Below are 25120 nucleotides of genomic sequence, written 5' to 3'. Positions count from 1 at the left end.
GTTTATGAAAACGGCGGTGGCGAGTCGTGAATTGGCCCTCATTTGTCGTCTGAACGCCCGTGCGTCAACCGCGGCAACCAATTCTTGCGTGAAGCTGTCTTTACCCCTTGGATAATTACCTAGGGTCTGCATCGCAGATATCAGCACTTTCGTTTTCCGGAATATTCCTGCTATGCTCGGACGATGCCGAGCGATCGCATGATAGAGGCCATTGGCCGACTGGAGCGGGCGCTGTCCCGGATCGAGACATTGGCGGAGCGGCCGCCTGCCCCGCAAGCCGCTGCCACCATCAATCAGGAAGAAGCCGTAGCAGCCTTGCGCTCTCTTGATGCTTTGATCGCAGACCTCAAGGAAACGGTGCATGGCTGAAGTCACGGTCGCCATCGGTGGGCGGCAATATGCCATCAATTGCCGGGATGGCGAAGAGTCGCACCTTAGCCATCTTGCCGGCATTGTGGATGCCAAGACGCACGTCGCGCGACAGGCGACACCCGGCCTTACCGAAGTGCGGCAATTGTTGTTCGCCGCTCTCTTTCTCGCCGACGAAATCAACGACCTGAAACGCGAAGCGGCGGGGCGGCAGGTCCGCCTTCCGCTGGCCGAGAATGACGATGCGGCAGCGCAGGCGATCGAAACGCTTGCCGCCCGTCTCGAAAGCGTTGCCGAAAGGCTTGCCCCGGAGAGCGTGGCTCCCTAGATACGTTCGTGGCGGGCACTGCCTGGTACGAGCTTTAGCGAACATCCCTGAGGCGATAATCACATCCAAGGGGGCTGTCCCTGACCGGGCTCCGGCCCGACTTACATGGTCCCCACCTGACGTTGAGGCGTCAGAGGATATTCCAGCACACGGCCGAGGCGGTCCCGCCACCCTTCCACGGCCCGCACCGCAGGCCGACGTTCACGGGACGCGTTGATTGACCGAAAAGCAGCAATTGCGTGACGAAGCCCGCGACCGCCGCCGCCGGTTCGTAGCGGATCTTGATCCATTGGCGCACCGGCTCGCATTCAAGGTGCTGCCCTCCCCACTGGCAAGGATGATCGCCGATCGCGATATCGTCGCGCTTTACACGGCGATCGATGAGGAAGCGCCCGCACAAAGGCTTGCACATGCCCTGATCGCGCATGGGAAGACGGTTGCGCTTGCTTGCGCGCTCGATCGGCTGGGCAGCATGGAGTTTCGGCGCTGGAACCCCGACGATCCTTTGATTGCTGGGCCGTTCGGCACCAGCCATCCTGCCGGAACGAGCGACGTGTTGACCCCTGACGTCATAATAGCGCCGCTCCTCGCCTTCGATGCGCAGATGGGGCGATTGGGGCAAGGCGGGGGCTATTATGATCGCGCCTTTGCCCGTCATCCCGACGCCATGCGGATCGGGATCGCGTGGTCGGTGCAGCAAGTCGATCATGTGCCCATTGACCCTTGGGATTTGCCGCTTGACGCCGTGTTAACCGAAACGAGCCTGATCGAAGGAACCGAGCGATGAGCGGCTATCCCAATCCACCTCAGCCAACATGGCGCAAGCCCGTCGGCATGTTGCTGATCCTGGCGCTCATCACGGTATGGGCCGTGATCGTGGGTAGTTGCTCAGGCTTCATCGGACAGTGGCCGATGCCGGTTCAGATCATGGTGTATTTGATTGCGGGGATCGTCTGGATATTCCCCCTGAAGCCGTTGCTGGCATGGATGGAAATGGGCCGCTTCCGCTGGCGCGAATAAGCAAAACGCGAGCCGCTTGACGATAAAATAGAGAGTGAACTCCACTCCGACGCGGTGCCATTTTCCGGGCAAATCCAGGGAAAATGGCGCGAGTGACGGGACTTGAACCCGCGACCTCCGGCGTGACAGGCCGGCGCTCTAACCAACTGAGCTACACCCGCGTACGGTGTGGAGGAGGCCAACTAGAAGAGCCCGCCCACCCTGTCAACCGTCCTGCGCATCCTCTTTTACATTATCGTGAATTTCATGCCGGGGCGCGGCCGTCAGCGTCCCCGCTTCAAACAGGAAGCCCGCAATATCGGGCTTTCCGGCGGCGGCGGCGACCGTCTGGATGATGATGAGCAATGGCACCGCAAGCAGTGCGCCGGGCGTTCCCCATACCCAACCCCAGAAACTGAGCGAAACGAGAATGAGGAGCGGGTTCATCGTCAAACGGCGGCCCAGCACCAGCGGGGTAACGACGTTCGCTTCGACCAAGTGAAAACCGATCTGGATCGCCGCCGGAAGCAATGCCATCCAGACATCGTTGAACACCATCAGACCACCCAGCGCCAGCATCACCGCCGCCAGTATCGGCCCAAAGTAGGGAATGAAGTTCATCATCGCGACGATGCCGCCCCACATCAACGGAGACGGCATCCCCACCAGCCACACGGCCACCGCAATGGCGACACCGAGGCTCAGGTTGATTGTCGAGATCGTCAGCACATAGGCGGAGGTCGAATCGACGACGTTCTGAATCACGCGCGCTATGGCCAGCGCACCGTCATAGCTTTCCCGCCGACTGATCGTCTGCTTTCGCAAACGCGTCCATCCCGCGAGAAAGAAGTAGATCGCGAGCAGCGCGAAGAACATCTGGATCAAGGCGGACGGCGCGGATGTCGCCGCGAACTGGAGCAAGGATCGCGGCGTCTCGACCGCCACCGTCTGCGCGGCGGCAACCGGCCCCGACGCCAACATCTGCACTGTCTCGTCGATAAACCGCTGAAGCTGTGAATAGAAATCGATCACCGGCGCGAGGTTCGACTGGATCTGCCCGATCCGCGAGGGGAGTATCGCGAACCAGTCCGTCGCTGGGACCACGATCAGGACGAGAGCCGTGTTGGCGATCAGCAGGAAGGTTATCACCGCGATCAGCGCCGCCAGTCCTGAAGGCACGCGGCGGCGCTCCATCCATTCTAGGAACGGCACGAGCGCGATGGCGATCACCAGCGCCGCCGTCAGCGGCAGGAAGAACTCCGCCCCTGCGCGCAGAGCGAACGGGATCGCCAGCATCAGGCCGACACCTGCGATCAGCGCAAGCGACGCCAGCAGCCGGTCGCGCCGCCGATCGATCTCGGCCCTGTCGTTCGGCTCGGTGGACACATACACTCCTGCAGGAAAGATGCTCCTCCTATGCATCAGCTAAGCCCCACGTCAAAGGCGTGTAAGAAGTCGTTAACCGTAATTTGGCAAGTTGTTGCCAAGTAGAAACAATGAATGTCTCCATGACCATGATCCAAGGCCGGTTCCTGATCCCGTTTGCCGTCACTGCGTCCGCACTCTGTCCTCCCATCGCAAGTGCCAGCAAGCCTGCCGTCACCTTGGCAGCGCAGACGTTCGTGGAGCGAGTCAGCACCGACGTGAACGGCCGTCAGCGCCGCGTGCTTGCACAACCGCAGGAGCTTGGCCCCGGTGACCGGCTGGTATTCGTCGTTCGGTATCGCAATGAAGGCGCCACCCCCGTGTCGGGATTCGCCGTCACCAACCCCGTTCCGCCCGCATTGCGAATCGAGCCATCTCATCCGCAAATGCAGGTATCTGTCGATCATGGCCGCACCTGGGGACGGCTGGCTGCGCTATTGGTGCCAACACCGCTAGGCGGCACCCGGCGTGCAACGCCGGATGATGTTACGCATGTCCGCTGGAACGTGACGCAGCCCGTCCGCCCCGGCAGCGAAGGGCGGATCAGCTATCGGGCAACGATACGGTAGTTCTCGCCTCGGTGTAACGTAAAGGCAGCAATCCCAACAGGAAGCCTTGAGGATTCACATAGGTTGTGCCGGAGGTGCCATTCCCTAACGGCTGCTTTCCCCACCCGACCATCTGTGTAAATGCTGCGGATGCGAGTAGGCGCAGCCAAGAAGGTGACCGCTCCGAATAATTTGCAGCAGTGATGCCGGACAGCGCGTGGAGCGTTGCCACGGCGATCTCGACATGTCGCCGAACGCCGCCCGCTACTGCGGAGCGGTCCTCTATCAGATCAGCTATGCAACGGGGGTTGAATGGTCGGTTCCGCAAAGGTCTTGAGGATAGCGGAAAGGGTCACTGACCTCATTTCCGACAATCTTTATCTCCGCGTCCGTTTCCGCCAGCAGTTCGGTTGGTGGCCCAATGTACGCAATCCCAGAAGCTTCAACGAACATCTCCTGCGCTACAAGCTAAGCTCTAAATCCGACCAGAGACTTCCGCTTCTTGCCGACAAGATCGCGGCGAAGGCGGCGGTGGCGCAGCAGATCGGCGAGCATCATGTGATACCGACCATCTGGAGCGGGCCTCGCCTGCCGCCACGTGGCGAACGCAACTGGCCCAAACCCTATGTCCTGAAGGCGACGCACCGGTCTGGCGCGAACATCTTCGTCCATGACGGACAAGTGGAGAACTGGGACGCGATCGAGGCGACCTGCGCCGAATGGCTGTCCGCACCCTTTGGGGTAAAAGGACGCGAATGGCATTACGCCAAGATCGCGCCAAGGCTGCTGGTAGAACCATGCATCGGCCCTCCGGGTACTCCGCCCCACGATATCAAGATCTTCTGCTTTCATGGGAAAGCGCACGTCATCAACATCATCCAGGATCGCTTTGGCGAGACCAAGGCGTACTCCTTCGATACGAACTGGAACCTGTTGCCATTCGATTTCATCAAGAAGAGAGGGCCGGAAGTCCCGCCCCCGCCCGCCAATGTGCAAGACTTGATCCGCATCGCAGAAGCGCTGGCGCACGGTTTCGAATATGTGAGCGTCGATCTCTACAATGTGGACGACCACATATATTTTGGGGAGATGACGTTCACTACCGCTAACGGCACCGGGCAGTTCCATCCGCCGTCGGGCGACTTCATGCTGGGGCAGCTTTGGAAACAAAGCGCCGCAGGCTTTTCCTCATCCGGCAACGCGCCTCAATTTGCCTACTCGGTCGCGGAAGAACGTTACGCAGCGCCCGGTGGGTAACAATTGCTCGATCGCTGTGCCAGCTTATTGCCGAAGTAGTTCTACCGTCCCCACCATAGGTGCAGCCTCGCTGCTGGAACTGCCCACAGGCAAGATCGTGACCGAGATATCCGAACCGAGGAGATTGCGCGCGCGGAGTTGACGCAAACGATCGGTCACATCGAAGCTTGGCCCCGCCTCGCCACCGTGGGCATGTTCACCTGATGTACCGAAGAAGGAAAAAGTGCCGAGATATCGGGCCTTCTTTTCCTGCGCCGTCGCGCTAGGCGGTAGGCCGAGAAAAACATCGTAGAGCGTACCCGGCTCCACATTCGCGCTGAGGCCGGTGAGCACCAGATAAACTCGTTCAGTGGATGTCGATGGTGCGATCGATCCCGAAACCAGGCCATTTGTGGCGATGCTGAGCGGGATGCGTGTCTCCGTCCGGTTCAGCCGCGTCATCCGTTCGGACCTCGCGATACTGCGCAGCGGGCGCGGCCCGGCCGATCTCGCCAAAGGGCTCACCGTAGCCGTACTGGAGGGGGCGGCAGGCAGGCCATCATATTGATAGCCCAGAGCCACCGTATCACCGACTGCCGTGCTGCTCATCACGACGCGCTTACCCTTCGGATCGGGGCTGGCGAAGGTAAAGTTCTTCGCGGCGTAATTGTTGACGCCACCGAGCTTGTTCCACCCGGCCCAGATACGGTCGATATTGCAATGATGAAGCCAGAAGATCGGATCGTTGGCGGCCGTCGGTATCTTCCCCATGTTGGTCGAATCGCCGATGCCGGTATGCACGTTCCCATGCAGAGTCTTGTCCAACGTGGTGCAGAAACCGGTCGTGCCGGCGTAGACGGTTCGATTCATTGCATCGAGGCCATAGGGATTGCCCGATGAGCCTTTGTCCATCGGATCACCGGCGTTGATGTTGACCGTGCCGGTTCGCCTGTTCGCACGATACAGCGAACCGGACGGTGAACTTGACGCTTTGCGGAACATCGCCGGAATGGAGCGGTAGCCCGGACGCGTATAGTCCCAGTAAGGCAAAGTGAAGGTCGCGTCGCTCAACACCGACCTGATGATATTCTCGAATGTCAGGAGGTACATCCGGTGCCACGGCAGGAACATGTTCGGGTCGGAGCCGGAGAAATGAGGCTGGCATGTCTGCCATATCTCGCTGGCGATCGTCTTCATCGTCGACGAGCCTGATCCGTAGACGCGCGCCAGTTCGCTGGATTTCGGCTTGGGAAGGGCATGAATGTACCATTGGAAAAGCCAGGATCGCGGGTCTTTCTGCGCCATGGTCGAGGCAGACATGCGCGCGACCGCCTGCGCATATTTGCTCAGCATCGCTTGGCCACTGGGCGTGTCGACTGAATAGCGCGTTCTAAGTGTCTGGCCGAATAGGGGGATGTCCGGCACGAAGAATGTGAACGACGAACCAATCGCGGCAATGGCCGAACGCCTGCTGATCGTCATGATGCTTTCCCCCTATGCGGTCCGGCCTCTCCCGTCGCGGCAGGGACCGGTCCCGTCGAGGTCAGCCACAGTGGCGAGACCCCGCACTGCCGAAATCGCTAGCGTGATCCCAGGCTATGCAATGCTGCGCGCAGGCCCCAAGCCGATGAAAGGCGGACACGTAAGCTGTTGCGATCTCATGCATATCTCGCACGACTCATACCCGCTACAACGTAGATTACCCGGCCATAATCTGCGCGAACGAGTCCGCGGCTAAGGCGGGGCGCGGCCTGACGACGGGGACGAAGCAGGCACGAGCCTCAAGTCTGTGCGCGAGCGGCTGAATGTTTAGAGTCATCCCTAGCGGACAATTCGCCGTCATTGACGGGCGGGATAAAGCTCACTTGCGCCAGACGCCAGGAGCGTTCGGTCTCGCTTGGCCAGTAATGGCGCGGATGGCGGTCTTCGGCCGGAGGGTATGTTTCATGAACTTCGGCCCGGATCAGCCGTCCTGTCTCGCGCAACCTGACGGTAGATCCGAGGAATTCCTTCTTTAGCCGCTCGCCGACTGCCCGTGCATCCTCCGAAAGCTTGTTGCTGGACAGGCTGCGCGGGTGTCCGTCGACCAGTTCCGCCGTGGATGACCGCAACGCTTTGATGCCGTCGTTCATGACGTCCACGGAAATGATGATCGCGGCGACGGAGTCCGCCCACCACCATCCAAGACCAAGGCCCAACACGCCGAACAGACCCGCGGCCCCCGTAAGCCAGTTCGCCTTGTTCATCAGCGCATCGGTGTGCAGCAGCTTGTCGTTCAGCGCCTCGGCCAAAGGAAGCTCCTTGCGCCCGATGATGAGCGGCGGCACGAGCGAATAGAGCTGCGCTGCGATCATCAGCCATCCAAGCCATATGCTGTGGCCAAAAACGACCACGGACCCGACCGAAGCATGTTCGGCAGCGATGAGCGCCATCCCCGCGTTGTAGAACAGCAGTGCGCCCACCGCCGCCAGCGCAACGGCCGCTACAAAGAAGCCAAGTCCGTTGGCACGCTCGAACCCGAAGGGAAAGCGCGTCGACCGTTCGCCGTTCATTTCCAGATGTGCAGCGATAAGAAACGCGATCGGCGGCACCAGCCCAAGCGTATCCTCGACCCACGCCGTCTTCATGGTCTCGCTCTGGCCAAGGACCATGCCCATGACGATCACGACGCTGATGGTCCAACCGATCATCTTCGACAACAAGTATCTTGCGACCCATGCGCCTATCATTCCTTCCCCACGACTGCCCGGCTGGCGTCTCGTTCGCAGCGGCCTACCGTTGCCACAACATGATGGCCTGCGCGACGCAAATCCAGAGCGACGGCGCACCTTGACCCTTGCTTCAGATCGCGGCGCACCGCTACTGCGCCATGGGTGCGATGGCCATCCACAGCGCGAATCTCATCACCCACTCTTATGCCGCCCTGCTCCGCAGGTCCGCCGGTCCGCAGGCTTGTCACAATGGGCGTATCGTTGCGGCGATCAGCCACCGTCAGCCCAATCGGTTCACGCGCCGACCGCCGCTCGGGCAGAGGACGCGCCGCATGTCCGCCCAGCGCTAACGGGCTGGCTGCAACGGCCAGGGCAGCGGCCCATCGGCCAATGTCCACCATGCGGGTCATGTCCTGGATCTACCATTCGCACCATCCCTGCGCCTGACGGACAGATGAAGAATAGTTCATGATGCTGCGCGCCTATGCTGCGCGTTCGATCTCTTCACACGTAACATTCAGTAGGCGCGTATTCTTCGCGGCGCGGGGCCGCTTCGTCTCAAGCTTGCGTCAATGAGGACATACTCGAAAGATGATATGATCGCTGTGCTCAGCTAACGCGTTGCACCTTAACAGGACCGTCGTTCAAGAGCGTGGCCACGTCGAGTGCGGGATCTACCAACCTGGTATCGCCCCAATATGCCGCAGGCACGATCGGTTCACTCTGCCCGAGCAGAACCTCGGCGCAATGAATGGCAAATACGCATAGCAAAGGAGGTTCGCCGTCGCTCTTGCGGATGAACGCGACCACCTTCTCACTGCGTTCGCCTGATACTTCCACCGGCACATACTCACCCCTTGCAAACAACAGGGGATGCTCGCGGCGGATAGCCAGTAGCTTAGAGATCAACTGGAGCTTGGCGGCGCTTGCTCCGACGGCGGATTGACTTGCCAGGATGCCCTGCCTCTCGACAAAATCCACCGGGCGACGGTTGTCAGGATCGACCAGGCTGAAATCCGCCAGTTCCGTCCCTTGGTAAAGGTCCGGAACGCCGGGGGCGGTGTAGCGAAGCGCCGTCTGTACGAGAATATTCGCTCGCGCCGGAGCCGCTACAAGTTTCAGAAACGCTTCCAGTTTTAAGAGGAAGGCGTATGATCGATTGGGAGAGAGAAGCGCCCGGATCAAGTCCGCGCCAAGCGTTTCATATGCTTCATCCGGCGCTTCCCAGGATGACCGCAGCTTGGCCTCCCGCAATGACTTCTGTTGCCAGCCAATCAGGCGTTCGGCAAATCCCGACAGACCTTCGCGATCATTAATGTCAAGACCTTCGGGCCATGCGCCGAAGATGGTCTGGAACAGCATGTAAAGGTCGGCTGGATCGAAACCCTCTGTGACGGGAGCGGTGAGATCGCGCCAGCTTGCCACCTCTTCCCGCCATAAAGCCGGAATCTCGCTCAACACTGCAAGGCGCGCGCGTACATCCTCACCACGCTTATGGTCGTGCGTGGCGGTGGCGAGCAGCGCGTTGGGGAAGGTTTGCACCCGATTTGCCATCGCAGCATGAAAGTCGCCGATCGAAAGCGAAAAGCGCGAAGGATCGAAGCCGACATCGTTGCGCGACAGCAGCCGCCCATAGCGGTAGAACGCCGTGTCCTCCACGGCCTTGGCCGCGATCGGCGACGACAATTGCTGGAACCGCCGAACCGCTTCCGCCGCGCGCAGCAGATCGCCTGGACCTTCCCCTGCCAGCCACGCCAGTATCATCCCAACCACATGCGTTTCGCCGGGTGGGATGAAGCGCTGTACACGGGCGCGAGCAATCTCCCGCGTCCGCTTATCTGCGTTGGGCGAAGCAGCCCCATTGCCATAGGTGCGATATACCGGGAACACCCACAACAGGCGCTCCACCGCCCTGCGCAACATGCCGCCCGTGACGCCTTCAGCCGAGTCCGTCGACTGCGCGAGAGCGTCGAAGGCATCGACGCAGCCCTGCAACTGCCCCTCGAACTGCCAAGCCAGCATGTCCTGCCGAGCGATGAGTTCTTCAGGCTCAAAAGTCGCGCTGCGTCCGCTGGTCTCCGCCCACAGCGCGTTCAACGGCCCTTCGCCGCTGGGCGCGTGCAATAGGGCAGCCGCTTCCTCCATGAAGTCGTAGCCGCTCGTGCCATCAACGCCCCAGTCCTGCGCAAGAGGCTCGCCCGAAGCCAGGATTTTCTCGATCACGATATAGGCTGGACCGGGCGGCGCATCTTCAGGCCGCGCGATGGTGTCGAGCCGGGTGCGGAGCGTGCGGCAATAGCCCGCCGGGTCCGTCAGGCCATCGACATGGTCCACGCGCACACCGTCAATCAGACCTTCTTCGTACAGTCGGAAGTAAAGCTGATGCGTCGCTTCGAACACATCTGGATCTTCGATCCGCAGCCCAGCCAAGTCGCTGATCGTGAAGAACCGCCGCCAGTTCAATTCGTCATTCGCCGTCCGCCAGGAGGCCAGACGGTAATGCTGATCGCTTAGGAGCGCTTCAAGCTTCTCGCGGCGGCCTTCGAACTCGGCGAGAACATCAGCCACATCGCGGCTTTCAAAGCGCGCCTGATCCTCATCCCGGATCGGGAAGCGGTGCTCGTCATAGGCCGACAGGAAGTAGCGCCCGTCGTTCTTCAACGCCAGTTGCCCTTGATCCAGCACGGTGCCGAGCGGATCGCCCAATACCGGCAAGACCAGCTTCCTGCGCCAGTCGATATCGAAGAAACGCGCATAGGCGCTCCTCTCTCCGCGGGCGAGGACATCCTGCCACCAGGCATTTTCGCTGCCCGCCACGCCCATATGATTGGGCACGATATCAATGATGATCCCCATGCCCCGACCACGCAGGGCGGTAACAAGCCGCTTGAATGCGTCCTCGCCGCCCAATTCGGGATTGATCCGGGTCGGATCAACGACATCGTAGCCGTGAATGGACCCGCTTCGGGCAGTCGTGATCGGCGACGCATAAACATGGCTGACGCCCAGCTGGTCGAGGTAGGGAACCAGCGCCTCCGCTTGCGCGAAGGTGAAATCCTTGTGGAACTGGAAGCGATAAGTCGCACGCGGAATCATGAACGCCTCGCTTTGTTCAACAGGTCGATCCGGGCCGCGACTGGCGAGTCATTCAGGAGAGCATCCGTTTCGCCGGGCATACGGCGACGCCAGTTGGGATGCTCATCGATCGTGCCGGGCAGGTTGGGCTGTTCTTCCAAACCGACGATGTCTTCCATGGGCAGGATCGCAAGTATCGAGGGCGTCCTGCCGACATAAGCTACGCCAGCGTCGATGACAGCCGCAGTGTCTTCCGGCTCGGGTTGTGGACCGTCCACCAGACCGGCCTCCTCGAAGGCTTTCCATAAGATCTCGCGCTCTTCGGCGCGGTTCGCGCGATCTGCGGCCTCGTCCACGGCGCGAGAGGTCCGTCCCAGCTTCCACGTCCAGTCGATGTCCCGGCCGCTCCACCATCCCGCGACGGTCGGCAAGTCATGCGTGCCCGTCATCGCTGCGGCGTCGCCAGGCCAGGACGAAGGTGGCACGAAGCTGCCCTCCTTGTCCCGTTCGAACCATAGAACCCGCATTCCCAGCATCGCGCGCTCGTCCATGGCGGGCCGCAATCCTTCGGGGACCGTGCCCAGATCCTCGCCAATCACAATGGCCTTCGACCGCTGTGATTCCAGAGCAAGAATGCGCAGCATGTCCTCCATCGGGAACGTTAGATATGCACCCCGGCTGGCTGGCGCGCCTTCGGGTACCACCCACAGGCGACGCAGCCCCAGTGCATGATCGATCCGTATGCCCCCGGCACTGCCGAGCGCCGCGCGCAGCGTCGCTATATATCCTTCAAACCCGGTTCTTTGCAGCGCATGGGGGGAGAAACCGGTGATGCCCCAGTTCTGACCGTCCGGGCCAAGCAGATCAGGCGGCGCGCCGATCGTCAGGCCAGAAAGAACATCCTGCGGGCGGCTCCATACGTGACTGCCGCCGGGGTCCATACCGACGGCCAGATCGGCGATAAGTCCCACCGCCATACCGCTATCGACCGCTATTTCCTGCGCCGCATCCAGTCCCTTTTTCGCGAGCCATTGAAGGAAGGCATAAAACCCGATCTGCTCGGCATTGCCCGCCGCAAACTCGCGCACAGCATGCCCCGATGGATCGTGAAATTGAGCAGGCCAATCCTGCCAACCGGTAGCACCGGAAGAAAAGAAATGGGCATGAAGCGCGTCGAATGTGGCGTGCGCTTCCAGATCGCTGCCCTGTTCGCGGCGGAAAGCGGCGACTGCATCGCGGACCTGCCCGCTGGTCCGCTGATAAATGGCGAGCATCTGTTCCAGCCGCCGTGGGATCATGGTCTCCCATTCGATCAGCTCTGCGCCGCTTTCCGGCAGCAGCGGTTCGCCAATGAGAGCGGGGTCAGCATACAGGACGTTCAGGAACAACCTGCTGGACGGCGCATAGGGACTGTAGCGGCTGGCATCGGCAGGAAACAGCGCATGGACGGGGCTGATCGCGATTGCGTCAGCGCCCCTGGCCGCAAAAGCTTTCGCGGCATGAGCGAGCGTGCCAAAATCGCCATAGGCTTGGCGACGTTCATCGCGAAGGGCCGGGATTTGGACCGCCGGCCCCCAGATTTTCCGGCCAGATGCGGCGTCCTCGACACGGAAACAATGGGATGGGGCAATCGCCAGCGCAATCTCGCGCCCGTTGACGTGCAGGTGGTGATAGCCGGGCGTATCGATCGGCGGCAGAGACAATCCTGCGCCGCTCTGCTCGATCCTTACGTCCCGACGTGAGCCGTTCTCCAATATCAATTCGCCCAAGCCAGCCGCGCCAAATGAAAGGGGGAGGTCGACAGGCCGGCCAACATCTGCCGAAATAAAGCCGCCTGTACCGCCACCATCTTCCGCCAATCTTCTGCGGCTGTCTGCGATCGCCCGCTCATCGGTCGCAGGAAAGCCCAGCGCATTCAGGACAAGAGCCAGGTCCTCGTCCGCCACGCGTTGCGGTTCACCGAGGGCATCTTCCCAGTCGATCTGCAATCCGGCAGCGGTCGCCAGCGCATGCAAGTTGCTCATGCCGGGGCGAGCCAAGCGACAGCGCTCGCCGGGGCGCCAGGCAATCCCTCAGCGTGAAGCAATTCGCCTTCCACCTCAGGAACCTTCACGGAAGCTTCACCCAAGTTGATGGCGATCTTGAGGCTCGTTCCGTCATTCATTTGCCACTCCGCGAGGACCGCAGCCTCGCCAATCACCTGCGCGCCCGCTGACCGCGCCCCTGCAAGCCTTGGGATAATTTTCTCCCGGCGTAAGATAATGAGATCACGATAAAGCGAGCGCCATTCCTCTGAGTCCGCCCCCTCCTCTGGCGCGGACCGCGTGAACGTCTCGGTTGCGTTGGGATCGGGAATGCGTTCGCGCGTCGCCGGATCGGCGAAGGCAGGGAATTTCGCGAATTCCCTGCGCCGTCCCTCCCGAACGGCATCGGCCAGTTCATCGTGGAAGTCGGTAAAGAACAGGAAAGGTGACGGTGAACCATATTCATCCCCCATGAACATCAGGGGTATCTGAGGGCACAGCAGCAGCAATACGGTTGCCGCGCGGAGCCTCTGCTTATCGGCTAATACGGTCAGCCGTTCCCCCAGCGCCCGATTGCCGATCTGGTCATGATTCTGCAGGAACGAAACGAACGCGGAAGGCGGCAGATGCCCGCTTGGCTTGCCTCTGGGCTTCCCGTCATGATTGGGCGAGCCTTCGCCCTGATAGATGAACCCTTCAGCCAGACAACGCGCTAACCGTTCGGCGGGACGATCCGCGAAGTCACTGTAATAGCTGCTATTCTCGCCGGTCAGAAGCACATGCAGGACATTGTGGAAGTCGTCGTTCCATTGCGCATTGTAGCCTTCAGCCGTCAAACGCTCGGCATCATTATTCTCGTTCTCAAGGACAAGATGAATATGACGTTCCGGGCCGGTCGCACTGCGAATTTCCAGAGCCAAGCGGTCGAGAAAATCGTTGTTCCCAATCGCATGGACTGCATCGAAGCGCAGCCCGTCAAAGCGATAATCCTGTAGCCACATCAGTGCATTTTCCAGGAAGTAGGCATGAACGGCATCGCGTTCCACGGCCACCGCGCCGCCCCAGGGCGTGTGCACATCGGCGTCGAAGAACTGCGGTGCATAGGCTCCCAGGTAATTACCATCGGGGCCAAAGTGGTTGTATACCACATCAAGGAGAACCATCATGCCCAGCCTGTGCGCGCGATCGACGAGCGCCTTCAATTCATCGGGCGTTCCGTAGCTTTCGGCGGGCGCGAACGGCAGCACGCCGTCATAGCCCCAATTGCGATCCCCGCCGAATGCGCCGATCGGCATCAACTCGATCGCTGTGACCCCTAGTTCTGCCAACGCAGGCAGTCGCGTCGCAACACCGTTAAACCCGCCAAGGGTGCCGACATGCACTTCCTGGATGATCGCCTCTTCCCAAGGTCGTCCGCGCCAGTCGTTCGTGCGCCACTGATAGGAACCCTGATCGACGACGACGCTCCAGCCGTGCACGCCGCCGGATTGAAACCGCGACGCCGGGTCTGGAACAGCAAGCTCAGGGTCCAGTCGATAGCGATACCGCGTGCCCGCAGGGGCTTCGCCCTCAACTGTGAACCAGCCGTCCGACCCTTTCACCATGTCGAGCTTGGAGCTTTCAGACTCAACCGTAACAGCATCGCACGCCGGTACCCAAATCCGAAAGCTAGTGCGGTCGGGCGATATCGGCGATGCCCCCCACATTGTCATGAATCGCTATATTCCGTCGTCCAGCGCACCAGCACCGCACCATGCGCCGCAACTTCATATTCACCATCGGCCGCAGCGTCCTCTAGATCCGGCTGCGCGCTATCGATGAGTATCAGCCCTTGCGTGCCAAGCGGCGCAGGGAATTTGAACAGGACCGGCTCCGGCCCGGCATTGATGAGAAGAGCGAGCGTTTCGACCGTCCCGTCATCCAGCCGCATGGCACGCCCCATAATCAACGCCCGTCCTTCAGGGTTATTCCAGTCGTCGGGGGACAGGGCCTCGCCGCGCTCGTCCCACCATTCGATGTCGTTGATGCCATGGCCAGGTGAATCCTGACCATAAAGGAAGTTAGACGCGCGCAGCATCGGGTGCTGCTTTCGCAGTGCGATCAGCCTTGTGGTGAACTCGGTTAAGGCTTTTCCTTCAGGCGATGCGGCAGCGGACCAGTCCAGCCAACTGATCGGATTGTCCTGACAATAAGCGTTGTTGTTGCCGTTCTGCGTGCGCCCGAATTCGTCACCCGCCACGATCATCGGCGTGCCGAGCGACGTGAACAGCGTCGTCAGCATCGACCGTGCGACGCGGGCACGGGTTTGCAGAATTTCGGGGTCGTCGGTCGGACCTTCGGCACCCCAATTGCGGGAGTAGTTCTCCGAATGGCCGTCGCGATTATCCTCTCCATTGGCCTCATTGTGCCGCTCCTCGTAGGATACGAGATCGGCAAGGGTATAGCCGTCATGGCTGTCGAGGAAGTTGACGCTTGCCCACGGACGCCGCGCACGGCGATCGAACAGGTCGCCCGACCCCGAAAGCCGTGCGGCAAGATCGGCGCGCTGCCCCGGATCGCCACGCCAGAAGCGGCGCGTCGTATCGCGATATTTGTCGTTCCACTCGGCGAAACTCGGCGGGAAATTGCCAAGCTGGTAGCCACCCATGCCGATGTCCCACGGCTCCGTGATGAGCTTCAAGCGTCCGAGGACTGGATCTTGCCGAAGCACGTCGAAGAAACCCGCGCCGGGATCGAAACCGTGATCCGTCCGGCCGAGCGTGAGGCCGAGATCGAAGCGGAAGCCGTCTATGCCGAAGGACGTCGCCCAGTATCGCAGCGAGTCCGCTACCATCTGAAGCACCCGCGCTTTGGACAGATTGAGCGTGTTCCCGGTGCCCGTATCGTTGATGCAATAACGGGGCTCATCGGGCATCAAACGATAGTAAGTGGCGTTGTCCAGCCCCCGCCAAGACAGTGTTGGTCCGCGCTCCGAACCTTCGCAGGTGTGATTGTAGACGACGTCGAGAATGACTTCGAGACCCGCCGCGTGGAGCCGCCGGACCGCAAGCCGAAGCTCATCCTGATTGTCCGACGCGAAGTAGCTCTGCTCGGGCGCGAAGAAGCCGAGGGTGTTATAACCCCAATAATTCCGCAGCCCTTTTTCCTGCAAGAACCGGTCCTGCACATAAGCGTGGATCGGCATCAACTCGATGGCCGTAACGCCAAGCCGTTTCAGATGATCGATGACCTTGGGGTTGGACAAAGCCGCAAATGTGCCACGCTCCGGCGGCGACACCGCATCAAACAGCTTGGTCAGACCTTTTACGTGCGCCTCGTAAATTACCGTTTCCGACCACGGCGTCCTTGGCCTAACGTCGCGTCCCCAATCGAAGGCGTCATGCGTCACGACACCCTTGGGCATGGCAGGCGCGCTGTCGCGACGATCAAAGCTCAGATCGTCGCGGCGTGAGCGAACCCGGTATCCGTGCAGCGCGTCCGTCCAGCGAACCGCCCCAGCAAGTTTGCGCGCATAGGGGTCAAGCAGCAGCTTATGGGGATTGAACCGATGGCCTTCTTCCGGCGCATAACGGCCATAAGCACGGTACCCATAAAGCAATCCCGGCCGCGCATCGGGCAGATAGCCGTGCCAGACTTCGTCGGTCCATTCGGGCAACTCGTAGCGCGCAATTTCCCGCTTTCCAGTCGGCTCGAACAGGCAAAGCTCGATCTTCTCCGCATGGGCCGAAAACACCGCAAAGTTGATCCCCAATCCGTCGAAAGTAGCGCCGAGCGGATAGGGCGTACCGGGTTCAAGCCGGTCGGGCGTCAGGTTCAAGATCAACTTCCTTCGAAGCGCAGCAGGACCGCGGCTAATGGGGGCAAAGTCACCGCAGCGGACGCAGGCTGGTCGTGCGATGGCGTCATAACGGCTATAACCTCCCCACCGTTCCCAACATTACTGCCGCCATATATTTCCGCGTCGCTATTGAGGATTTCCCGCCACCGTCCCGCTTTGGGCAGGCCGATGCGGTAGTCGCTTTGTGGCGTCGGGGTCATGTTCAGCAGGACCACGACAGGTGGGTCGCCGTCGTCGCCGAACCGCGCATAGACGAACACACTGTTGGCGTTGTCGCTGCTAACGATCCATTGGAAGCCACGAGGATCGGCATCGCGCCTGTGGAGAGCAGGCTCGGTGGCGTAGACATGATTGAGATCGCGAACGAGGCGCTGCACCTGCGCATTGGCTGGCTGGTCGAGCAATTCCCAATCCACCTGCGCGTCATGATTCCACTCGCGGTCTTGCGCTATTTCTCCACCCATGAAGATCAGCTTCTTGCCCGGATGCGTCCACATGAAGCTGAAATAGGCACGTAAATTGGCGAACTTGCGCCAACTATCGCCCGGCATTTTGCGGATCAGCGATCCCTTGCCGTGCACCACCTCATCATGGCTCAACGGGAGGACGAACTTCTCCGAAAAAGCATAGACGAGACCGAAAGTCAGTTCGCCATGATGCCAGCCACGATAGAGAGGGTCGCGCTCCACATAATGCAGCGTGTCGTGCATCCAGCCCATGTTCCACTTGTAGGTGAAGCCAAGGCCGCCTTGAGAGACAGGCGCGGACACGCCGGGCCACGCCGTCGATTCTTCCGCCAGAGTGATTGCGCCGGGGCAACGCTCGGCAATGACGCTGTTCATCCGCTTCAGGAAATCGACGGATTCCAGATTTTCGCGGCCGCCATATTGATTGGGCACCCACTCGCCCGCGTTACGGCTGTAATCCCGATACAGCATCGACGCGACGGCATCGACGCGCAGGCCATCGACATGGAACGTCTCCAGCCACCAGAAGGCCGAGGCGAGCAGGAACCCGGCGACCTCCCGGCGACCGAGGTTGTAGATCAGCGTATTCCAGTCTTGATGAAAACCTTCGCGTGGATCGCCATGCTCGTAGAGGTGAGTCCCGTCGAAATGGGCGAGGCCATGCGCATCGGTCGGAAAATGCGCGGGCACCCAATCGAGGATGACGCCGATGCCGGAGCGGTGACAGGCATCGACGAAAGCGGCGAAATCTTCCGGCTTTCCGTAGCGGGCGGACGGCGCAAATTGCGAGAGCGGCTGGTAACCCCAAGAACCGCCGAAGGGATGCTCCATGATCGGCATCAATTCGACATGCGTGAAGCCCATTTCCGCAACATAAGGGATAAGCCGTTCAATCAGATCGGGCCAGCAGAGCGTGCCGTCCGGATCATCGCTAGGACGCAGCCATGATCCTACGTGCACTTCGTAGATCGACATCGGCGCATCGGGACGCTGGCTGAATGCGCGATCTTCCATCCAGTCGGCGTCTGTCCAACGGAACTTCGGCAGCGGAGCGACTATCGACCCTGTCGACGGAGGCGCTTCGGTATGCCGGGCGACGGGATCGGCCTTTTGCAAGATGCTGCCGTCCGCACCGGCAATCTCGAACTTGTAGACCGTGCCCACGCCGATACGCGGCACGAACAATTCCCATACTCCCGCGCCCTGCCGCAGGCGCATAGGGTGGCGGCGACCATCCCAGTTGTTGAACTCGCCCACCACCGAGACGCGGCGCGCATTAGGCGCCCATACGGAAAAGGCGACGCCATCGACGTCATCCATGCGGCGTGGTTGCGCACCGAATACATGCGCCAGTTCCCAGTGCCGCCCTTCGTTGAACAGATAGAGGTCGAGATCGCCGATGATGAGGCCGAAGCTGTAGGGATCTTCGGTTTCCTGAACCTCTCCGTCCGGCCACGTCACGCGGAAGAAATAGGCTGCGTCGGTCGGTAATGACCCTGAGAACAGCCCACCCGCATTCTCGCTCAATGTCGCAAGATGGCGCCGATCATCGCGCGCCAGGACTTCGACGGATGTCGCACCGGGTTGATACGTGCGGACGACGCGGTCCGCTCCTTCGCCATGCGGGCCGAGCAGCGCAAACGGATCGTTCAGCCGCCCTTCCAACAGCGCCGATGCGGCGCTCAGCAGGTCATCTTGCACGCTCACGACTGGTTCATTTTCATCAGGCGTTTGGCTGCGCGGGCTAGGCCGCCAATCGGCACGGCAATCCAGTCGGGGCGATTGGAGGCTTCGTACACAACTTCGTAGGCCGCCTTTTCCAGAAGGAAGAGATCGAGCAGTGGCTGGTTCCGATCCGCCCGATCGCCGAAATAGCCGTCCAGAAATGCCGCCGACGCGCTTTCCCGGAAGGCCGCGTAACGTTCGTCAGTGCGTACCTCTTCTGCATCACCCAATGCCGGGCGGTTGCGTTCAGCGACGGCGGCTGCATAGTCGAAGGATCGCAGCACACCCGCTACGTCACGGAAGGCGATATCCTTCGACCGGCGCTCGGTCAGGGGCTTGACTGGCTCGCCTTCGAAGTCGATCAGCATCACGTCACTGCCGGTTACCAGCACTTGCCCCAAGTGTAGGTCACCATGGATACGGATGCGTGTATGACCCTCCGCCGCGTGAACGACTTTATGAATTTCGCTCACGATGTTCTGCCTGTTGTCCCGCAGGAACGTCGCGAGTGTGCGGTCGCTTTCGTCTTTCAAATCTGCGTTTTCCAACGCCCTTAGTGCCGCGTCCAGCTGCGCCTCAATCCGGCCCGTCAGCGCATCCGCATGTTCAGACGTAAGGCTTTCCGGTGCAAAAGCAGGGTCTTCGGTCGGTCGTTCCAATACGCCGTGCATTTCAGCCAGTCGGCGGCCAAAGCTGCACGCGAAGTTCTCGTAATTGGAAACGCTCCACTCCTCGTCCGTGGCGATCCGCTCCAGCATTCCCAATGTCCACCCCCAGCCGTCGCCTTGATTGTGGACGAACCGCTGGACGAGCATCAGCAGAGTCTGCGCGTCGCCGGTGTTGAGCCATACCTCGCCAAGGATCGCCGGAACATTTTCGAAGCCGCCTGCCGTCAGGTAGCGCACCATCTCTGCGTCCGGATGGATGCCCGGCTGCACTTTCCGGAGCAATTTCAGAACGGCCCGCTCGCCCAGCACCATCGTGCTGTTCGACTGCTCGGCGCCCAGCCATTCCGGTGCGGCGTCAGGGCCGATATCGAGATCAGGCGTCGCGCTGAAACTGATCTCTCCACCATCTGTCGCGATGCGCGTTTCCCGACCGATCGCGCCAATCACCGCTGCGGCAAAGCTGGCGACGGTAAATCCGTCGGTCAGAAGGCCGACATGGCGTCCACGACGCACGCGGCCCAGGGCGAGGTTCGACGCGAACGGGCCTTGCAACTCCCCTTCCCACGCGATTCCCAGCGGAAGTGTATATGTGGCCGTGCCATTGTCAGTGGTCACATCCACCAGCATCAGGATCAGGTCTTCGACTTCAGGCAATGCTACCGAGCGTGCGATCTGGACGTTGTGAATAGTCTCGTCCTTAGCCCCGAACCAGCGGCGTTGCGCGATATAGCTGGGCAGAATGTCGCCTTGCAACACCTGCCCATTGCGGCCCGCCGTGACGTCTGCCAGTTCAGGACGCAGGACGAAGGTGAAGCGCTCCGCTTCCGCAGGCGGGGCGGCGCTCGCCCAATCGGGGGCCGCGTCTTCGGCGGACAGGCTGAACCACAGGAAGCCGTAGGGCGGCAATGTCAGCAGATAGGGCAACTGCCCCACCGCCGGGAATGCCGCCCCCCCCGACATCTCCACCAACGTCCGCCCTGCAAATTCGTGCAGGTCGAGTTCCACGGCCTGCGCGGTACGACTGAGGTTCGCCACGCAGAGCACGACCTCATCCTGAAACTCACGCAGGTATGCCAAGATTTTGCGGTTGGCAGGTCGCAGGAAGCGTTGCGTTCCCCTTCCGAATGCCTGCTTGCCGCGCCGCACGGCCAGCATCCGCTTCAACCAATTCAGCAGCGAATGTTGATCGCGGCTTTGCGCCTCCACGTTCACGGCCTGAAAGCCGTAGAGCGGGTCCATGATCGGAGGCAGCGTGAGCGACGCAGGATCGGCGCGCGAGAAGCCGCCATTGCGATCCGATGACCACTGCATCGGCGTCCGCACGCCATCGCGGTCGCCGAGATAGACGTTATCGCCCATGCCGATTTCGTCGCCATAATAGAGAACCGGCGTGCCCGGCATCGTCAGCAGCAACGCGTTCATCAGTTCGATGCGCCGCCGGTCCCGCTCCATCAGCGGCGCAAGACGCCTACGAATACCGAGGTTGATCCGCGCGCGCTTGTCCGCCGCGTAGGTGTTCCACAGATAATCCCGCTCGGCATCCGTGACCATTTCGAGTGTGAGTTCGTCATGGTTGCGCAGGAAGATCGCCCACTGGCAATTCTCTGGAATGTCCGGCGTCTGGCGCATGATGTCGGTGATCGGGAAGCGGTCTTCCTGCGCAACCGCCATGTACATGCGCGGCATCAGCGGGAAGTGGAACGCCATGTGACATTCGTCGCCATTCTCGCCGAAATATTGCTGCGTATCCTCCGGCCACATGTTCGCCTCGGCAAGCAGCATCCGGTCGGGATAATGTGCATCCAGATCGGCCCGAATTTTCTTCAGAACCTCATGCGTTTCCGGCAGGTTTTCGTTCGACGTGCCGTCCCGCTCGATCAGATAAGGGATCGCGTCAAGTCGCAGTCCGTCGATTCCCGCGTCCAGCCAAAAATGCATGACCGACAGGACTTCCTCCAGAACGCGGGGGTTGTCGAAGTTGAGATCGGGTTGATGCGAATAGAAGCGGTGCCAGAAATACGCCCCTGCCTCCTCATCCCAAGTCCAGTTGGACTTCTCGGTGTCTAGGAAGATGATGCGCGTGCCCGAATACAGCTTGTCGTTATCCGACCAGACGTAGAAATCACGCTCCGGCGATCCGGGCGGCGCCTTGCGAGCGGCCTGGAACCAGGGATGCTGGTCCGACGTGTGATTGATGACGAGTTCGGTGATGACGCGGATGCCATGTTGGTGCGCTGCGTCGATGAAAGCGCGCACGTCTTCCATCGTGCCGTAATCAGGGCTGACTTCCCGATATTCGGCAATATCATATCCATCGTCGCGGCGCGGAGACGGATAGAACGGCAGCAGCCAGATCACCGTCACGCCCAGATCGGCGATGTAGTCCAGTCGCTCTATCAGCCCTGCAAAATCGCCGATCCCGTCATTATTGGAATCGAAGAACGATTTGACGTGCACCTGATAGATGACCGCATCCTTGTACCAGAGCGGATCGGGCGGCGGCAGGCTCATGTTCGTTCTCCCGGCGCGATGCGCCAGATGCGGTAAGGCTGTTCGGGGTCGAGCCGGATGTGCTGCGCCTTCCCGTACCAGCGGAAACGATGCCCCTCCGCGAGATCCTCGACAGCGACATTGCCATCGTCGGGCAAGCCGAATTCCCACAATGGTATTTCGAAGGTGCCCTCCTGCCGATGATGCGGATCGAGACTGACCATGACGAGGATCATGTCGCTGCCGTCAGAGGCGGGCTTGGCGTAGTAAATAATGCGGTCGTTATGGACGACTTGAAAGCGCGTATTCAGGTGCGTTTGCAATGCCGGTTCGGAACGGCGCAAGCGATTCAGCAAGGCAATATCGGCGATGATGTTGCCAGGCGCATTCCAGTCGCGCGGCCTGATCTCGTACTTCTCGGAATCGAGATATTCTTCCTTGCCGGGAACGGGCGCAGCCTCGCACAATTCGAAGCCCGAATATACGCCGAATAAGCCCGAGAGTGTCGCGGCAAGAACTGCCCTGATGCGAAAACCGGGACGACCGGATGTTTGCAGGAAAGGCGGATTGATGTCCGGCGTATTGACGAAGAAGTGCGGGCGGTAGAATTCCTTCGGCTCGGTCGTGATCAGCTCGGTGACATATTCAACAAGCTCCGCCTTTTCATCGCGCCACGTGAAATAGGTGTACGACTGCGAGAATCCGATCTTCGCCAGCCGGTACATCATGGCAGGCCGCGTAAAAGCCTCGGCGAGGAAGATCGCGTCGGGGTGCTGACTACGAACTTCTGCGATCATCCATTCCCAGAACGGCAGCGGCTTTGTATGCGGATTATCGACGCGGAACGTCTTTACGCCATGACCGATCCAGAACAGCACGACATCGCGTAGTGCCAACCACAAATCTGGAACCGCATCGGGCCCATAGAAATCGACATTGACGATATCCTGATATTTCTTCGGCGGGTTCTCCGCATATTTCATCGAGCCATCGGGACGCCATGCAAACCAGCCGGGATGCTCGCGCAGCCAGGGGTGATCGGGCGAACACTGGATGGCAAAATCCAGCGCGATTTCCAGTCCATGATCGCGCGCTGCCGCGATGAGGCGCGCGAAATCCTCAAAGCGTCCCAGTTCCGGATGGATTGCGTCATGCCCACCTTCGGGCGCTCCGATTGCATAGGGGCTTCCGGGATCGTTCGGACCGGGCGTCAGGCTGTTGTTCGGCCCCTTGCGATTGGTTTTTCCGATCGGGTGAATGGGCGGGAAATAGAGCGTATCGAAGCCCATCTCGCGGATCGCAGGCAGGCGACCGATGACGTCCGCAAATGTCCCGTGCCGGGCGGCGTCGTTCGTTTGAGAGCGGGGGAAAAGCTCGTACCAGCTTGAAAACCGTGCCGCGAGACGCTCTGCATCGACGCGCTGCGGCTCTGACCGGATACGATGCGGCCGCTCGTCCAGGCTATCCATCAGAGCCGCCAGTTCCGGCGACAGCAGAATAGCGGCTGCACTGTCTCCACTGCCTGCCTCATCCAACCGCGCGAGGAATTGGACCAGGCTGTCACGCGCTGTTCCCTCCGCGCGATCGAGAGCGCGTTCCACGAGTACGCGGCCCTCGGCGAAATCCACTGGCTGCGCCACTTTGGCATCCAGCTTCTTGGCAAAGTCGCGACAGAAGCCCCCAAAGCGATCGAGCCAGCCTTCTACGACAAATTCGTGTCCGCCCATCCGGAGAAGCGGAAACTCCGCGCGCCATAGATCATTCGGCAGTTGCTCCATGCGTGCCCGCTGCCATTGTGCTTGGTCACACGCGCGCCATTGCAATTCCGCGCCTAGTTGTTCGTGCCCATCGGCAAACAGGGTGGCTTCCACACGGACCTGCTCCCCCACCACGCGCTTGACCGCAAAGTCGCCGCCTTCGACCGAGGGGATGATTTTTTCGAGCACCAGCCGGTCGCTGGAGGCGGCGGCGGAAGGATCGCTATCTGCCATACCCTTAACGATAACCGGCGCTGCGCGTCGGGCTTGCAGAAGCCGTACTTCGCCAGCAGACAGAGCGGAGAATCCGTCCTGATCGTCTGGTCCCTCGACCAGGTGAAAAGGTTCGAAATCAGCCCCCGTGGCCGACAGCAGGGCGGCCGGATCGGGATGCTGCTCCATGTCCTTGGATGGGTTCATGAGGAGGAGAACGGCTTCTTTGGCATGTCGAACATCGGGCGTGTCACTCCGCAGGACGGCGATTACATTGGACCCCGAGCCGGTCAGCCGCCGAACCTCACCCTGGAAACCGGCGGCGCCTCGCGCTGCTTCAAGTGCTTGAAACACGACTTGCCCGGCATCTGCGCCACGCATCAAAATATCGAAGGGAAGAATTACTCCGTTGTGGAGAATAGAGGCAGCCGCGATATTCATCCGTAGGCTGCTCATATCGGCGACGTCAGATATCCGCCCAATGACGTGCGATGCGCCATGACTATTGAAAGTATTTAGCGCCCGCAAATCGCGTTCCACAGGGATAAGGCCGAAGTCCACCCCCGCATCGGCAAACGCCCCAGCGCCGGTGACTCCCAGACCTGCCACGTCGACCATGAACTGTATGCCATGGTGACTGGATTTTTCCTGAACCCGCTTAATCAGCGCTGCGATAAATGCCGGACCAATCCTCCCGGCATTCCTCAAGTAAAATCCCGAAACGCCCTTGTTCACCAGTGCGCATAGTCGCTCGGCCATCGGATCGCAGAGCACCATAGCGGCAGGCGACCGCAATCGTGCCAACGCTTCACCGGATGCGGGCATGATCTTGCGTGGATCTACAGGCTGCGCACCGGACGCGGAGCGGCGGATCGCAAACAGGTCGGGATGATCTTGAACCAGCGCGTCCGTGACGGGAAAGCGGGCAAGATCGATCTCGACCATTTTCCTAAGATTGGACGCCGCGTCGAAGCCCAAGAAATAGCCGACATCCTCTTGCCGCAAGCCGAAAAGCGGCTCGTCCGGTGACCAGATCACGCCATAGGCCTTGTGCATCAGCGGGCTGTCGACCGCCGATGCCAACTGATGCGTGCGAACAGAGATCAGGCTGATGAAGGGAGATTGCAATGATCTAACCTATGCAATGGTGGAAGGTGAGATCGGAGCGTGCCACATCAATATAGCTGAGCCACACCCTGCGGTAGCTCGTCATGTTTTAAGCCCGCAGCGATGATGACCGAGCAATC

At 60.6% G+C, this 25120-nt stretch carries 17 protein-coding genes and 1 tRNA gene; 6 read left to right on the top strand and 12 right to left on the bottom strand.

The features are described 5' to 3' along the window. Window positions 1-183: 183 nt before the first annotated feature. The 4 genes from C1T17_RS21310 to C1T17_RS10295 all read left to right on the top strand — a co-directional run bounded on the left by C1T17_RS21310 (window position 184) and on the right by C1T17_RS10295 (window position 1717). A complete protein-coding gene (locus C1T17_RS21310; protein ID WP_104953369.1) occupies window positions 184-369 on the top strand; it encodes a hypothetical protein in 186 nt (61 codons plus the stop codon). Further along, window positions 362-697: a cell division protein ZapA gene (locus C1T17_RS10305; protein ID WP_104953368.1), complete on the top strand. Its 336-nt coding sequence runs from the start codon at window positions 362-364 to the stop codon at window positions 695-697. The genes C1T17_RS21310 and C1T17_RS10305 overlap by 8 nt, the downstream gene beginning before the upstream one ends. Window positions 698-914: 217 nt before the next feature. Beyond that, on the top strand, window positions 915-1484 hold the full coding sequence (locus C1T17_RS10300) for a 5-formyltetrahydrofolate cyclo-ligase (protein WP_104953367.1): 570 nt from the start codon (window positions 915-917) through the stop codon (window positions 1482-1484). Next, window positions 1481-1717 carry a DUF2842 domain-containing protein gene (locus C1T17_RS10295; RefSeq protein ID WP_104953366.1) on the top strand — a complete coding sequence of 79 codons (237 nt, stop codon included), beginning with the start codon at window positions 1481-1483 and terminating at the stop codon, window positions 1715-1717. The genes C1T17_RS10300 and C1T17_RS10295 overlap by 4 nt, the downstream gene beginning before the upstream one ends. Before the next feature lie 84 nt (window positions 1718-1801). Here C1T17_RS10295 and C1T17_RS10290 read toward each other — a convergent pair. Together C1T17_RS10290 and C1T17_RS10285 are read right to left on the bottom strand one after the other, a co-directional pair. Next, window positions 1802-1878, bottom strand: a tRNA-Asp gene (locus tag C1T17_RS10290). 43 nt (window positions 1879-1921) lie between these two features. Continuing rightward, window positions 1922-3082 carry an AI-2E family transporter gene (locus tag C1T17_RS10285; RefSeq protein WP_223262539.1) on the bottom strand — a complete coding sequence of 387 codons (1161 nt, stop codon included), beginning with the start codon at window positions 3080-3082 and terminating at the stop codon, window positions 1922-1924. A gap of 122 nt (window positions 3083-3204) precedes the next feature. On the opposite strand from C1T17_RS10285, the gene C1T17_RS10280 reads away from it, so the two are divergent. Both C1T17_RS10280 and C1T17_RS10275 read left to right on the top strand, forming a co-directional pair. Next, window positions 3205-3690, top strand: a complete 486-nt coding sequence (locus C1T17_RS10280; protein ID WP_223262538.1) for a hypothetical protein — start codon at window positions 3205-3207, stop codon at window positions 3688-3690. Window positions 3691-4002: 312 nt separating this feature from the next. Continuing rightward, the gene (locus C1T17_RS10275) at window positions 4003-4926 is read left to right on the top strand and encodes an ATP-grasp fold amidoligase family protein (protein WP_189338307.1); all 924 of its coding nucleotides are present in this window, start codon (window positions 4003-4005) and stop codon (window positions 4924-4926) included. Window positions 4927-4950: 24 nt separating this feature from the next. Here C1T17_RS10275 and C1T17_RS10270 read toward each other — a convergent pair whose 3' ends face one another. The 10 genes from C1T17_RS10270 to C1T17_RS21675 form a co-directional block, all read right to left on the bottom strand. Next, window positions 4951-6387, bottom strand: a complete 1437-nt coding sequence (locus C1T17_RS10270) for a tyrosinase family protein (protein WP_104953363.1) — start codon at window positions 6385-6387, stop codon at window positions 4951-4953. Window positions 6388-6686: 299 nt separating this feature from the next. Continuing rightward, on the bottom strand, window positions 6687-7595 hold the full coding sequence (locus C1T17_RS10265) for a cation transporter (RefSeq protein ID WP_223262930.1): 909 nt from the start codon (window positions 7593-7595) through the stop codon (window positions 6687-6689). Window positions 7596-7630: 35 nt separating this feature from the next. Then, entirely contained in the window at window positions 7631-8017 is a 387-nt protein-coding gene (locus C1T17_RS10260) for a PDZ domain-containing protein (RefSeq protein WP_189338306.1), read from the bottom strand. Between the two features lie 208 nt (window positions 8018-8225). Beyond that, the gene (gene treY, locus C1T17_RS10255; protein WP_104953360.1) at window positions 8226-10712 is read right to left on the bottom strand and encodes a malto-oligosyltrehalose synthase; all 2487 of its coding nucleotides are present in this window, start codon (window positions 10710-10712) and stop codon (window positions 8226-8228) included. Continuing rightward, window positions 10709-12715, bottom strand: a complete 2007-nt coding sequence (malQ, locus tag C1T17_RS10250; protein WP_104953359.1) for a 4-alpha-glucanotransferase — start codon at window positions 12713-12715, stop codon at window positions 10709-10711. The genes treY and malQ overlap by 4 nt, the downstream gene beginning before the upstream one ends. Continuing rightward, complete coding sequence (gene treZ / locus C1T17_RS10245) at window positions 12712-14427, bottom strand: malto-oligosyltrehalose trehalohydrolase (RefSeq protein ID WP_104953358.1); 1716 nt, start codon at window positions 14425-14427, stop codon at window positions 12712-12714. Before treZ ends, malQ begins: the two co-directional genes overlap by 4 nt. Further along, complete coding sequence (gene glgX / locus C1T17_RS10240) at window positions 14424-16532, bottom strand: glycogen debranching protein GlgX (protein WP_223262537.1); 2109 nt, start codon at window positions 16530-16532, stop codon at window positions 14424-14426. The genes treZ and glgX overlap by 4 nt, the downstream gene beginning before the upstream one ends. A 2-nt stretch (window positions 16533-16534) precedes the next feature. Further along, the gene (gene glgB / locus C1T17_RS10235; RefSeq protein WP_223262536.1) at window positions 16535-18727 is read right to left on the bottom strand and encodes a 1,4-alpha-glucan branching protein GlgB; all 2193 of its coding nucleotides are present in this window, start codon (window positions 18725-18727) and stop codon (window positions 16535-16537) included. Next, window positions 18724-21924, bottom strand: coding sequence for a maltose alpha-D-glucosyltransferase (gene treS / locus C1T17_RS10230; RefSeq protein ID WP_104953357.1), 3201 nt, complete (start codon window positions 21922-21924; stop codon window positions 18724-18726). Before treS ends, glgB begins: the two co-directional genes overlap by 4 nt. Further along, entirely contained in the window at window positions 21921-25001 is a 3081-nt protein-coding gene (locus C1T17_RS21675; RefSeq protein ID WP_223262535.1) for an alpha-1,4-glucan--maltose-1-phosphate maltosyltransferase, read from the bottom strand. The genes treS and C1T17_RS21675 overlap by 4 nt, the downstream gene beginning before the upstream one ends. Window positions 25002-25120 lie beyond the last annotated feature (119 nt).

The sequence above is a fragment of the Sphingobium sp. SCG-1 genome (assembly GCF_002953135.1).
Lineage (GTDB): Bacteria > Pseudomonadota > Alphaproteobacteria > Sphingomonadales > Sphingomonadaceae > Sphingobium.
Note: the sequence above shows the minus strand (reverse complement) of the source record. Positions and strands in the feature narration are given on the sequence as shown.

What these genes read in the sequence shown, in the direction of transcription:
- C1T17_RS10295 (WP_104953366.1), top strand. Translation starts at nt 1,481, where the DNA reads ATGAGCGGCTATCCCAATCCACCTCAGCCAACATGGCGCAAGCCCGTC.
- malQ (WP_104953359.1), bottom strand. Translation starts at nt 12,715, where the DNA reads ATGAGCAACTTGCATGCGCTGGCGACCGCTGCCGGATTGCAGATCGAC.
- C1T17_RS10260 (WP_189338306.1), bottom strand. Translation starts at nt 8,017, where the DNA reads ATGGTGGACATTGGCCGATGGGCCGCTGCCCTGGCCGTTGCAGCCAGC.
- treZ (WP_104953358.1), bottom strand. Translation starts at nt 14,427, where the DNA reads ATGACAATGTGGGGGGCATCGCCGATATCGCCCGACCGCACTAGCTTT.
- C1T17_RS10305 (WP_104953368.1), top strand. Translation starts at nt 362, where the DNA reads ATGGCTGAAGTCACGGTCGCCATCGGTGGGCGGCAATATGCCATCAAT.
- treS (WP_104953357.1), bottom strand. Translation starts at nt 21,924, where the DNA reads ATGAGCCTGCCGCCGCCCGATCCGCTCTGGTACAAGGATGCGGTCATC.
- C1T17_RS10280 (WP_223262538.1), top strand. Translation starts at nt 3,205, where the DNA reads ATGACCATGATCCAAGGCCGGTTCCTGATCCCGTTTGCCGTCACTGCG.
- C1T17_RS21310 (WP_104953369.1), top strand. Translation starts at nt 184, where the DNA reads ATGCCGAGCGATCGCATGATAGAGGCCATTGGCCGACTGGAGCGGGCG.
- C1T17_RS10270 (WP_104953363.1), bottom strand. Translation starts at nt 6,387, where the DNA reads ATGACGATCAGCAGGCGTTCGGCCATTGCCGCGATTGGTTCGTCGTTC.
- treY (WP_104953360.1), bottom strand. Translation starts at nt 10,712, where the DNA reads ATGATTCCGCGTGCGACTTATCGCTTCCAGTTCCACAAGGATTTCACC.
- C1T17_RS10265 (WP_223262930.1), bottom strand. Translation starts at nt 7,595, where the DNA reads ATGATCGGTTGGACCATCAGCGTCGTGATCGTCATGGGCATGGTCCTT.